The 11,899-nt window shown below is 59.4% G+C and carries 11 protein-coding genes; 2 read left to right on the forward strand and 9 right to left on the reverse strand.

Annotated elements, in window-relative coordinates:
• From hypF to ABIE11_RS11960, 3 genes are all read right to left on the reverse strand, one after another.
• Entirely contained in the window at positions 1-2,223 is a 2,223-nt protein-coding gene (gene hypF / locus ABIE11_RS11950) for a carbamoyltransferase HypF (protein ID WP_429184570.1), read from the reverse strand.
• A gap of 6 nt (positions 2,224-2,229) precedes the next feature.
• Positions 2,230-2,775 carry an electron transport protein HydN gene (gene hydN / locus ABIE11_RS11955; RefSeq protein WP_123428889.1) on the reverse strand — a complete coding sequence of 182 codons (546 nt, stop codon included), beginning with the start codon at positions 2,773-2,775 and terminating at the stop codon, positions 2,230-2,232.
• A gap of 131 nt (positions 2,776-2,906) precedes the next feature.
• Positions 2,907-3,920 (reverse strand): LacI family DNA-binding transcriptional regulator, encoded by a 1,014-nt coding sequence (locus tag ABIE11_RS11960; protein WP_429184571.1) that lies wholly within the window; start codon positions 3,918-3,920, stop codon positions 2,907-2,909.
• A gap of 215 nt (positions 3,921-4,135) precedes the next feature.
• Between ABIE11_RS11960 and ascF the strand changes: the two genes are divergently transcribed.
• Together ascF and ABIE11_RS11970 are read left to right on the forward strand one after the other, a co-directional pair.
• Positions 4,136-5,587, forward strand: coding sequence for a PTS cellobiose/arbutin/salicin transporter subunit IIBC (gene ascF / locus ABIE11_RS11965; RefSeq protein ID WP_102105428.1), 1,452 nt, complete (start codon positions 4,136-4,138; stop codon positions 5,585-5,587).
• Positions 5,588-5,605: 18 nt separating this feature from the next.
• Positions 5,606-7,030, forward strand: coding sequence for a 6-phospho-beta-glucosidase (locus ABIE11_RS11970; protein ID WP_102105458.1), 1,425 nt, complete (start codon positions 5,606-5,608; stop codon positions 7,028-7,030).
• Positions 7,031-7,074: 44 nt separating this feature from the next.
• On the opposite strand, the gene hycI is transcribed toward ABIE11_RS11970, so the two are convergent.
• From hycI to ABIE11_RS12000, 6 genes are read right to left on the reverse strand one after another with little or no spacing between them, the layout of a single operon-like run.
• Entirely contained in the window at positions 7,075-7,530 is a 456-nt protein-coding gene (gene hycI / locus ABIE11_RS11975; RefSeq protein ID WP_107702953.1) for a hydrogenase maturation peptidase HycI, read from the reverse strand.
• Positions 7,523-7,933 (reverse strand): formate hydrogenlyase maturation HycH family protein, encoded by a 411-nt coding sequence (locus tag ABIE11_RS11980; RefSeq protein ID WP_100779160.1) that lies wholly within the window; start codon positions 7,931-7,933, stop codon positions 7,523-7,525. The genes hycI and ABIE11_RS11980 overlap by 8 nt, the downstream gene beginning before the upstream one ends.
• Positions 7,930-8,697, reverse strand: a complete 768-nt coding sequence (locus ABIE11_RS11985) for an NADH-quinone oxidoreductase subunit B family protein (protein WP_100779159.1) — start codon at positions 8,695-8,697, stop codon at positions 7,930-7,932. Before ABIE11_RS11985 ends, ABIE11_RS11980 begins: the two co-directional genes overlap by 4 nt.
• Entirely contained in the window at positions 8,697-9,239 is a 543-nt protein-coding gene (locus tag ABIE11_RS11990; protein WP_100779158.1) for a formate hydrogenlyase complex iron-sulfur subunit, read from the reverse strand. Before ABIE11_RS11990 ends, ABIE11_RS11985 begins: the two co-directional genes overlap by 1 nt.
• A gap of 9 nt (positions 9,240-9,248) precedes the next feature.
• Positions 9,249-10,958: an NADH-quinone oxidoreductase subunit C gene (locus tag ABIE11_RS11995; protein WP_102105431.1), complete on the reverse strand. Its 1,710-nt coding sequence runs from the start codon at positions 10,956-10,958 to the stop codon at positions 9,249-9,251.
• A 17-nt stretch (positions 10,959-10,975) separates the two neighbouring features.
• Positions 10,976-11,899 carry a respiratory chain complex I subunit 1 family protein gene (locus ABIE11_RS12000; RefSeq protein ID WP_100779156.1) on the reverse strand — a complete coding sequence of 308 codons (924 nt, stop codon included), beginning with the start codon at positions 11,897-11,899 and terminating at the stop codon, positions 10,976-10,978.

Genomic DNA, 11,899 nt, shown 5'->3' on the forward strand with positions numbered 1-11,899 from the left:
TCAGTTCCTGTGTGAAAGGATACGGGCGGCAGCGACGACCGCCTGTCCGAATGAAATCGCCCCGTCGCCTGCAGGCAATTTTTCAGGGAACAGAAGCGTGAATTCAGAAAGATAAAACTGCAGGCGCGCCCGCAGCAGCCGATTGTGCAGCACGCCGCCGCTAAAGCAGAGCGTCGATATCGCCAGACGTCGGGCGTGATGAGCCATCAGTGCCGCCAGCCCTTTCGCCAGCGCATCATGGAATGCCCACGCCCGTTCGGCGGGCGCCGCCTGCCAGTCGAGCCACTGCTGCCAGAAGGTGGACAGATCTCCCACATCCAGCGTGACCGGATGCTGCACACCTGAACAGGTCGCGGCCAGTGCATCAAGCTGACAGGCCGCTTCGCCTTCGTGATGCTGCCTGTCGGGCACGATATCCAGCGCACAGGCCACGGCGTCAAACAGTCGCCCACAGGATGAGGCCAGCGGCGCGTTGATTCCACGCGCCACCGCCGTCGCCAGCAGTGTCCAGTTGTGCGCCAGAACGGCACGCATTTCCGATCGCTGTTGCCAGTCAGGAATAAACGCCAGCCCCTGTGCCAGCAAGTTCCGCCACGGTTCGACCGCTGCCAGATCGCCGCCGGGCAGCGCCACGGCGGGCAACCCACCGAGGTGCTCGCACGCCTGATAGTTCACCCGCAGGCACTCGCCGCCCCACAGCGCGCCGTTTTCGCCCATCCCGATGCCGTCAAGCGTCAGCGCAATCACATCGCCTGCGTTCAGCGGCCAGCCATTTTCCGCCAGACACGCCGCCGCGTGGGCGTGGTGGTGGAGCACCGTCTGTTTCGGCAGCGCCAGCGCTTCGGCCCACCGGGCAGAGCGGTAGCCCGGATGGGCATCGTACACCACAAGTTCCGGACGGAAATCATACATTTGTTGAATGATCGCCAGCGCGCCGCGCCACTGATGCTCCACGCCGTCATCACTCAGATCGCCAAAATGCTGGCTGATAACCGCCTGTCCGCCGCGCACCAGACAGAAGGTATTTTTCATCTCCGCGCCGAGGCATAGCATCGGGGGGATATCCTTAAATCCTTCAGGCAGCGGAATGGCGTCCGGCACGTAACCCCGCGCGCGGCGCAGCATTGCGCCCTGCTCGTCCAGAACCGAATCATCCATGCGTTGCAGAATGTCGCGGTTATGCAGCAGAAAACCGTCGGCGATATCGCGCAGGTCATCCAGCGCCTGATCATTGCTCAGCGCGGGGGGTTTACCGCTGAGATTCCCGGAAGTCATCACCAGCGGGCGCGCGCAGTCGTCCATCAGCAGATGTTGCAGCGGGCTGGAGGCCAGCATCACGCCGATGCAATCCAGGCCCGGCGCAATGTTCTGCGGCAGTTCCGGTAGCAGGCGCTTTGCGGTCAACACGATGGGTGCGGCGGGCGATTGAAGACGCTCCCGAAGGGGAACAGGCAACTCATCAGTACAAGGCAGCATCACCGCTAATGGTTTGGTCGGACGACGTTTTCGCGCGCGCAGCCGCGCCACCGCCTGCGGGTTTTGCGCGTCGCAGGCCAGATGAAAACCGCCCAGCCCTTTGATTGCCACGATCCCACCGTTTTTCAGCATCTCAACGGCTGCGGATAACGCGGCATCTCGTGTCAGATGGACGCCCTCTGCACGCCATTCCAGCTGCGGCCCACAGTCCGGGCATGCCACCGGCTGGGCGTGAAAGCGCCGATCCGCCGGATTGCGGTATTCGCTCTCACACGGGGCGCAGAGCGGGAAAGCGGCCATCGCCGTATCCGGTCGGTCATAGGGCATGGCGCGAATAATGGTGAAACGCGGGCCGCAGTGGGTGCAGTTGATAAACGGATAGCGGTAGCGGCGCTCGCGCGGATCGCGCATCTCGGCCAGGCAGGCCGGGCAGGTCGCTGCGTCCGGCACGATTTGCGTCGCCATCGCCCCGCCCGCGCTGTGGCGGATGGTGAATTCCGTCGGCATTTCCGGCCAGGTCAACGGCTGAGTTTCAATGGTATCAATGCGCGCCAGCGGCGGGCACTGCGCTAACAAACGTGTCTGAAACGCCGTCGGATCATCAGCCAGACGCACCAGCACGCCTTCGCCGTCGTTACAGACGTCACCGCGAAGGCCAAGCTGATTCGCCAGCTGCCAGACAAAGGGGCGGAAACCCACCCCCTGCACTTTTCCGCGCACCCGCAGCTGCGCGCCGTTACAGCTCATCGCGGCTTAAAACAGCATTGATGACGATGTATCGAACGCCGCGCGACGGCGCTTCTCGGCACTCATCTGTTCAAGCTTGTTACGATCGACGCAGACCAGAGCGTGCGTCGGGCAGGCTTCGATACACGCCGGGCCGCTTTCGCGATGGTTGCACAGGTCGCATTTGTTCGCTTCGGCTTTTTCGGCACGCACACTCAGGCCCGCGCCGCTGTTGCGTACCACCGGGCGCACAACCACTTCCATCGCACCATACGGACAGGCCACCACGCAGGTTTTACAGCCGATGCAACGCTGCTGCATCACCTGCACAAAGCCGTTTTCGCGGCTAATGGCACCGTTAGGGCAGACATTGGCGCAAGGCGCGTCTTCACACTGGCGGCAGATGGCCGCCGTTGAGATATTCACGCCCTTAATGACATGAATACGTGGCAGGAAAGATTCTGGGGTCAGGGAGGCGCAATCCTGCTCCGCCTGATGGGACACTACACACGCCACCTCACAGGTGCGACAGCCAATACATTTACTGGCATCGGCCATAATAAAACGGTTCATCTGCTTCTCCAGCATTAAGTTATGCGGCGAAACATACATAAAACGTGCCACATTTTAATTAACTGATTTCACTGAATTTAATCAGTGCCCCTCGGTGTCATCGACACGAATGACGATGACACCTGTCGACGTCAGACGCGAACGTTGGCGATGACGGAATCGCGCAAGATCAGCTCACCGGGGAAGGCTTGCTGATAGCTGAACTCGCCGCCATCGAGCATAAAAATCAGGCGGCTGATGGTCTCTTTGATCATCTCCGTCACCGGAATGCGCACGCTGGAGAGCGACGGCACGATGTAGGGCGCGATAGCGACATCATCAAATCCCACCACCGACACTTCGCCCGGCGTGGCGATCCCGCTGTCGTGAAGCTGCTTTAGCGCACCAATGGCCATATCGTCATTGCTGGCGACCAGCGCGGTGAATTGCGCTTTGCGCGCCAGCAGCGTGGTCACTCCCGCCGCCCCGCTTTCCGGAGTCCATTTCCCCTCCACCAGCAATTCGTCGCGCAGCGGGATCTGATACTGCGCCAGCGCCGCTCTGTACCCAGAAAGACGTTCGATACCGGTGGGAGAGTCGAGCGAACCGGTGATAAACGCGATATCACGATGGCCCATTTCAATCAGCTGTGAGACCGCATCCTGACAGGAGGCTTTATGATCCGACCAGACGCACTGGCTGCTGTTTTTACGCAGACGACGGTTAAGCACCATGATCGGCTGCTCCTGTTTTTCGATGATCTCATCCATCTCATCAACGCTTAGAAAACGCGGATAGATGATGATCGCGTCGCAACGCATATCGAGCAGATACTGGATCGCCTCGCGCTCTTCATCGGCGCTGTGCTTACCGTCTGCGAGGATCAGCTGACGCCCTTTTTCTTCCGTCATGCGTGCCGCGTGGAACAGCAGCTCGCTGAAATACACGCCGTGGTAAAGGGTGTTCGTCACTACCAGCCCCAGGGTTTGGGTACGTTTGGTCGCCAGGTTTCGCGCCAGCAGATTGGGGCGGTAGCCGCTCTCTTCAATCGCCTGAAAAACCCGGTCTTTTGTCTCCTGGCTCACGTAGCCATTGCCCGAAAGCACCCGAGAAACCGTTGCCTTCGACACCCCTGCCCGCTTCGCCACTTCAAGCATCGTGGTCATCTGATTATTCTCTTTAAACCTGATGCGCCGAAGTGTACTGCACTGCACGAAAATTGTCGCAGCGCGAATCTCACGCTTTTAAACACTCAAAGTGATCGTTATCACGAATGTAAAAAATGCACAGATCATCATCTTGTTTCACACGAAGAAACTCATCATGATTTTGTGGAACCGGTTTCCTACATGTTCTCACAACTACAACAGGATCACTTCCGATGGCCAAAAATTATGCCGCGCTGGCGAAAGACATTGTCAGCGCGCTCGGCGGGAAAGATAACATCGTCGCCGTCACCCACTGTATGACGCGCCTGCGCTTTGTGTTGCAGGACGAAAGCGCCATCGACAGCGCCACGCTCAAAAGCCTCTCCGGCGTGCTCGGCGTGGTGCGTAACGATAACCAGTGTCAGGTGATCATCGGCAACACCGTGTCTCAGGCCTACCGCGAGGTGGTGAACCTGCTGCCTGCCGGGATGCGCCCTGCCGAGCCGCAAGGCCCGCAAAAACTGACGCTTCGCCGCATCGGCGCTGGCGTGCTCGACGCGCTGATCGGCACCATGTCCCCGCTGATCCCGGCGATCATCGGCGGCTCGATGGTGAAACTGCTGGCGATGATCCTGGAGATGACCGGCGCGCTGCCGAAAGGTGCCCCGACGCTCACGATTCTGACGGTGATCGGTGACGGAGCCTTCTTCTTCCTGCCGCTGATGGTGGCCGCGTCTGCCGCCGTGAAATTCAAAACCAACATGTCGCTGGCGATTGCCATCGCAGGCGTGCTGGTGCATCCAAGCTTTATTGAGCTGATGGCGAAAGCCGCCCAGGGCGAGCACGTCGAGTTCGCGTTTATCCCGGTGACGGCGGTGAAATACACCTACACGGTGATCCCGGCGCTGGTCATGACCTGGTGCCTGTCGTACATCGAACGCTGGGTGGACAAGATCACGCCAGCGGTCACCAAAAACTTCCTGAAACCGATGCTGATCGTGCTGATTGCCGCCCCGCTGGCGATTGTGCTGATTGGGCCGCTGGGTATCTGGATTGGTAGCGCGATTTCGTCGCTGGTCTACACCATTCACGGCTATCTGGGCTGGCTGTCCGTGGCCATTATGGGCGCACTCTGGCCGCTGCTGGTAATGACCGGTATGCACCGCGTCTTTACGCCAACGATTATTCAGACCATCGCCGAAACCGGCAAAGAAGGGATGGTGATGCCGTCGGAAATCGGCGCGAACCTCTCTCTTGGCGGTTCTTCCCTGGCGGTGGCCTGGAAAACCAAAAACCCGGAACTACGCCAGACGGCGCTCGCCGCAGCGGCGTCCGCCATCATGGCGGGGATTTCTGAACCGGCGCTCTACGGCGTGGCGATTCGCCTGAAACGCCCGTTGATTGCAAGCCTGATCAGCGGCTTTATCTGCGGCGCGATCGCCGGTATGGCGGGGCTTGCCAGCCACTCGATGGCGGCACCGGGCCTGTTCACCAGCGTACAGTTCTTCGATCCGGCCAATCCAATGACCATCGTCTGGGTGTTTGGCGTGATGGCCCTGGCCGTGGTGCTTTCGTTTGTTCTGACGCTGATCCTCGGCTTTGAGGATATCCCGGTGGAAGACGAGGCCGAGAAAGCACGCGCCCTGCAAACCGCACCGGTTCCGGCACAAGAAGCACGAGCATAAATGAATAACGAGGTAAAAATGTCTGTTTTTCCAGAAGGATTTTTATGGGGCGGCGCACTGGCCGCCAACCAGAGTGAAGGCGCTTATCGCGAAGGCGGTAAAGGGCTGACCACCGTCGATATGATCCCCCACGGCGCAAACCGTATGGCGGTGAAAGTCGGTAAGGAAAAACGTTTCTCGCTGCGCGACGACGAGTTTTACCCGAGCCACGAGGCGATAGATTTCTACCATCGCTACAAAGAAGACATCGCACTGATGGCGGAGATGGGCTTTACGGTGTTCCGCACCTCGATTGCCTGGAGCCGCCTCTACCCGAACGGTGACGAGCCGCTGCCGAATCAGGCCGGTATCGCCTTTTACCGCGCGGTGTTTGAAGAGTGCAAAAAGTACAATATCGAGCCGCTGGTGACCCTGTGCCACTTCGATGTGCCGATGCATCTGGTCACCGAATACGGCTCCTGGCGCAACCGCAAAATGGTCGATTTCTTCGCCCGCTACGCGCGCACCTGCTTTGAAGAGTTCAATGGTCTGGTGAAATACTGGCTGACCTTCAACGAGATCAACATCATGCTGCACAGCCCGTTCTCGGGCGCGGGGCTGGTCTTTGAAGAGGGTGAAAACGAAGATCAGGTGAAATACCAGGCCGCGCACCACGAGCTGGTGGCAAGCGCACTGGCGACCAAAATCGCCCATGAAGTGAACCCGGAAAACCAGGTCGGCTGTATGCTGGCAGGCGGCAGTTTCTACCCATACTCCTGCAAGCCAGAAGACGTGTGGACCGCGCTGGAAAAAGATCGCGAAAACCTGTTCTTTATTGACGTTCAGGCGCGCGGCACCTATCCCGCCTACTCGGCGCGCGTGTTCCGCGACAAAGGGGTGACGATTGTTAAAGACCCGGCCGACGACCAGATCCTGAAACATACCGTCGATTTTGTCTCGTTCAGTTATTACGCGTCACGCTGCGCCTCAGCGGAGATGAACGCCAATAACACCAGCGCGGCTAACATCGTTAAATCCCTGCGCAACCCGCACATTGAGGTGAGCGAATGGGGCTGGGGCATTGACCCGCTGGGCCTGCGCATCACCATGAACATGATGTATGACCGCTACCAGAAACCGCTGTTCCTGGTGGAAAACGGCCTCGGGGCGAAAGACGAGATCGACGCCAGCGGCGAGATCAACGACGACTACCGCATCAGCTATCTGCGTGAGCATATCCGCGCGATGGGCGATGCGATTGAAGACGGCGTGCCACTAATGGGTTACACCACCTGGGGCTGTATCGATCTGGTGGCAGCCTCCACGGGCGAGATGAGCAAGCGCTACGGGTTTGTGTATGTCGATCGTGACGATGCAGGCAACGGCACGCTGGATCGTAAACGCAAGAAATCGTTCTGGTGGTATAAGAAAGTGATTGCGAGCAACGGGGCGGATTTAGCGTAACGGGGTTCTGCCCGGTGGCACGTCGCTCACCGGGCATTCACTTCTCAGAGCTGTGCAAAACCTCCGTCCCCTGCCCATCCTGCAAGCCGGGAATAGACCGTTTCCACCGCCGCTTTTATCGCGGGAGTCATCGGATAATAAAAGCCGACAATATCCGGCTGAATGCCCAAAAACAGCACCTCGCCCACGTCGTCTTTAATCTGATCGACCAGATAGTTGAGCGGCATATTGTGAGTGGTCATCATGAACATCTCAGCAATGTCGTCCGGGTCGATGAGGCGGATTTCGCCGGGGTTTAGCCCCATGTCGGTTGCATCGACAATCAGCAGCCGGTCCGGGCGCAGCTCCCGAAGGGCAACCACGTCATTTTCCGGCGCGCTGCCGCCGTCGATCACCTGCCAGTTACCCTGCGGATTTGCGAAGCACATTTCCGCCAGCAGCGGGCCTGCGCCGTCGTCACCCATCATGCTGTTACCCACACACAGTAAAACGTCAGTCACGTAATCTCCTCACCATCAGGTAGATGGCGCTCTCCTGATGAATATCATGCAGCATACTGAGCACCGTCTTGCTCCACGCCTGCTGCTCAGGGGTTTGCACTGCGAGCGCCGCATCGAAGGCATTCGCCAGCATGGCGATGTGATTGCTGTCGATGACAATCTCGCCATACTTCGGCACTCCTTCCATTTTGCGTCGTGCCGTGCTGCCCGCCTCCAGCGTGCCGATCCACGCCAGATAGTCCTGCCACGGACAGCTCAGCGCCGCCTCTAAACAGTCGATCACCCCGAGATGGTGGCCAATCGCCAGGCTGTAATAGACCACCTGCTGGGCCGCATCCGGCGTCGCGTCGTTCTCATCGATAAATTTACGGCTCAGCTGACTGAACACCACCTTTTCACTCATCGGATACGCGCCTCATCCACCACCTGATCCAGGTTTGCCACGATCTCGTTCAGACGCGGATCTTTCTCCGCCTCCAGCCAGCGCGCCACCTGATGCTCACCCTGGCTCAACAGACGCAGATAGTCATCGGCAATCTGGCGGCCATAGCGATACCCGGCGAGGCGTCGCGCCGTGCGATCGACCTTCACGCGCAGAGGCTGCACCATATCCGGGTGCAAAATCTGCGCGGGCTGATTGTCCAGCTCACCCGGGGCGCGAGCGTGAATTTTCTGCTCCAGCAGGCCCAGCGCCATCGCAAAACCGTACAGCGTCGCCGCGGGCGTCGGCGGGCAGCCAGGGATATACACATCCACCGGCACGATTTTGTCGGTGCCGCCCCACACGCAGTAGAGATCGTGGAAGATCCCGCCGCTGTTGCCGCAGGCGCCGTAGGAGATACAAATTTTTGGATCCGGCGCCGATTGCCAGGCGCGCAGCGCCGGAGATCGCATCGCGCGCGTCACCGCGCCGGTAAACAGCAGAATGTCCGCGTGGCGCGGGGATGGCACCACTTTGATACCAAAACGTTCGGCATCAAACAGCGGCGACAGGGTGGCGAAGATTTCGATTTCGCAGCCGTTGCAGCCGCCGCAGTCCACGCGGTAGACGTAGGCGGAACGTTTGATGTTTTTCAGCAGGGAGGCTTTCATGCTCGCGATGGATTCGTCCACCGTCATCGGCACCGGAATGCCGTTATCGTCGCGCGGGCCGAGTAAATTATTCATCAGCTGGCTTCTCTCATGTGGCGGGTGATATCAATGCGGTCGGACGGCAGCAGGCATTTCTGACGCTTGCATTCCGGGCAGGTTTCAAACCCCTCCCGGTGCATTTCGGCGCGCGCATCACCGTTGTGTTTCAGCAACGCAATGGCGTAGTCGATCTCTTTTTGCACGGCGAACGGATGCTGGCAAACGCGGCAGTGGCACAGGTCAAAACGCGACTGCTGGAGGAAATCCTCTTTTTTCCACACCGCCAGCTCGTACTCCTGCGACAGCTTAATCGCCGCCGTCGGGCAGACCTCTTCACAGCGGCCACAAAAAATGCAGCGCCCGAGGTTGAACTGCCAGGCCAGCTGATTCGTCGCCAGATCCGTCTCCACCGTCAGGGCATTCGACGGGCAGGCGTTAACGCACGCCGCGCAGCCGATGCACTGCTGCGGGTTGTGCTCTGGTTTGCCGCGAAAGTTTTTGTCGACCGGCATCGGCTCAAGCGGATAACGGCTGGTGACCGTACCGGTTTTGATCACTTTTTTGATAAAGGTAAACATGACGGTTCCTTATTTCAGCGGCGAGTTCTTGCGCTCGATGCTGTAGCGTTCAAGCTCTTTGTACGGCACCACCTGGCTTTTCTTCTTGCGCACATCCACCACCGTCATGCGGTCGGTACAGGAGTAGCAAGGATCGAGGCTGCCGATGATCAGCGGCGCGTCAGAGACCGTATTGCCGCGCAGCATGTAGCGCAGGGTCGGCCAGTTGGCGTAGGTCGCCGCACGGCAGCGCCAGCGGTAGAGCTTCTGGTTGTCGCCAGTCATGCTCCAGTGGATATCATCCCCGCGTGGCGCCTCGGCGAACCCGAGTGCAAAACGGTTCGGGATATAGGTAAAGCCTTCCACCGCCAGCGGACCGCCGGGCAGATTATCCAGTCCAAAATCGATCATATTCAGGGCGGTAAAGACTTCGTTGATACGCACTTTCAGACGCGAGATAACGTCGCAGCCCTGCTCGCTGTGTACGGTCATCGGCAACAGACCGTAACCGACAAACGGGTGATCGGCGCGGGTATCACGGGCGTGACCGCTGGCGCGCACCATTGGGCCGACGTTGCTGAAGTCGCGGGCGATCTGCGGATCGAGACGGCCCACACCGACGGTGCGCTGTTCGATATTTGGCGTGCTCAGAAGCATATCCACCAGATCCTGCACATCGCGGCGCATCTGCTGTGCCAGCAGGCGGGTCTGGATCATGTCGTCTTTCAGCAGATCGCGGCGAATCCCGCCGATCAGGTTCAGGCCGTAAGTTTTACGCGCCCCGGTGAGGATTTCCGCCATCTTCATCGACGCTTCACGCACGCGGAAGAACTGCATAAACCCGGAATCAAAGCCGACGAAGTGACAGGCGAGGCCGAGGTTCAGCAGGTGCGAGTGCAAGCGTTCGACCTCCAGCAGAATGGCGCGGATCATCTGCGCCCGCTCAGGCACCACAATGCCCATGCCGTTTTCCACCGAGGTGGTGTAGGCGGTGCTGTGGGCAAAGCCGCAGATGCCACACACACGATCCGACAAGAAGGTGACTTCGTTGTAACCCATACGGGTTTCCGCCAGTTTTTCCATGCCGCGATGGACGTAGAACAGGCGGTAATCGGCGTCGATAATGTTTTCGCCATCGACAAACAGGCGGAAGTGGCCCGGTTCATCGGAGGTGACGTGCAGCGGGCCAATCGGCACCACGTTGTTCTTTTTGCTGCCGAGTTCGTTGATGAACTCGTAGGTTTCGCTGTCGGTCGTCGGCGCAGGACGCTGGCGATAATCCATGCTGTCTTTGCGCAGCGGATAGAGTTCATCCGGCCAGTCGTCAGGTAGCACCAGACGGCGTTCATCCGGCAGGCCAACCGCCACCAGGCCGTACATGTCGCGCACTTCTCGCTCGCCCCAGACGGCGGCAGGCACGCGCGGCGTGACGGACGGGTATTCCGGTTTATTCGGATCAACTTCGACGCGCACCGTGAGCCAGCACTTCACGCCCTGCTCCATCGACAGCACGTAGTAAACCGCGTAGTTGCCGCACAGCTGACGCTCATCGTTGCCGAACAGTACCGATAGCCAGCCGCCCTGCTGGTAATAGAGAAACTCCACCACTTCCGGCAGGTAGTTCACCTTGATGGTGACGGTGATCTGGTCTTTGGTCTGCCAGCTCTCCTCCAGCACCACGCCGGGAAACGCCTGATGCAGTGCGGCAAGATACTGTTGACCTACTTTTTCTTCAGACATGCTAAGACTCTCTGTAATCACGCCACCAGCAAGGAGACGAAAGCTAAAAATGCGAACCCAAAACCGGCCCAGGTGACGCGCGACGTGGCGTTGAAACGCAGTCGCGCCATGCTGTTTTCAAACAGTGCGATAATCAGCACCCCCGCCACCAGCTTGAGCACGGCGATAACCACTGCCAGCAGCAAACCCGCCGCCGAGAAATGTGTCATCTGCCCCCACGGGAAGAAGACGCCGACAAACATTTGCAGGACCACCAGCTGTTTGAGGCTGATGCCCCACTTCAGCACCGCAAAGCCGTAGCCGCTGTACTCCGTGAGCGGTCCTTCCTGCAGCTCCTGCTCCGCTTCCGCGAGGTCAAAGGGCAGCTTTCCCATCTCAATAAAGGTGGCGAAAGCACAGGCGCAGAGCGCCAGCAGCAGCGGAACGGTGCGCGTAACCGGCCAGTGATAAACCGTGTCAGTGATAAAGCTGATATGGGTGGAACCCGCGACCTGCGCGGCTACCCATAGGCCCAGCAGCAGGATAGGCTCCACCAGCACGCCGAGCATCGCTTCGCGGCTGGCGCCGATACCGGTAAACGGACTGCCCGTATCCAGCCCTGCAATCGCAAAGAAAAAGCGCGCGATAGCGAAGAGGTAGATCAGGGTGATCAGATCGCCGAGCACCGGCAGAGGCGACGCGACGGTCACCACCGGCAGCGCGGTGGCGATGGTCAGCATCACGCCGACCATCACGAACGGCGTCAGGCGGAACACCCAGCCGGACGCATCCGGGGCGATGCTCTGACGACCCATCAGTTTGATGAGGTCACGGTACTCCTGAAGCACGCCCGGACCACGACGGTTGTGCATTCGGGCGCGGGCCACGCGGGTAATGCCCGAAAGCAGTGGCGCAACGGCGAATAACACCAGCGCCTGAAGTAATGCCAGTAACAGACTCAT

It is taken from the genome of Lelliottia sp. 489, assembly GCF_050435885.1.
GTDB classification, from domain to species: Bacteria; Pseudomonadota; Gammaproteobacteria; order Enterobacterales; family Enterobacteriaceae; genus Enterobacter; species Enterobacter nimipressuralis.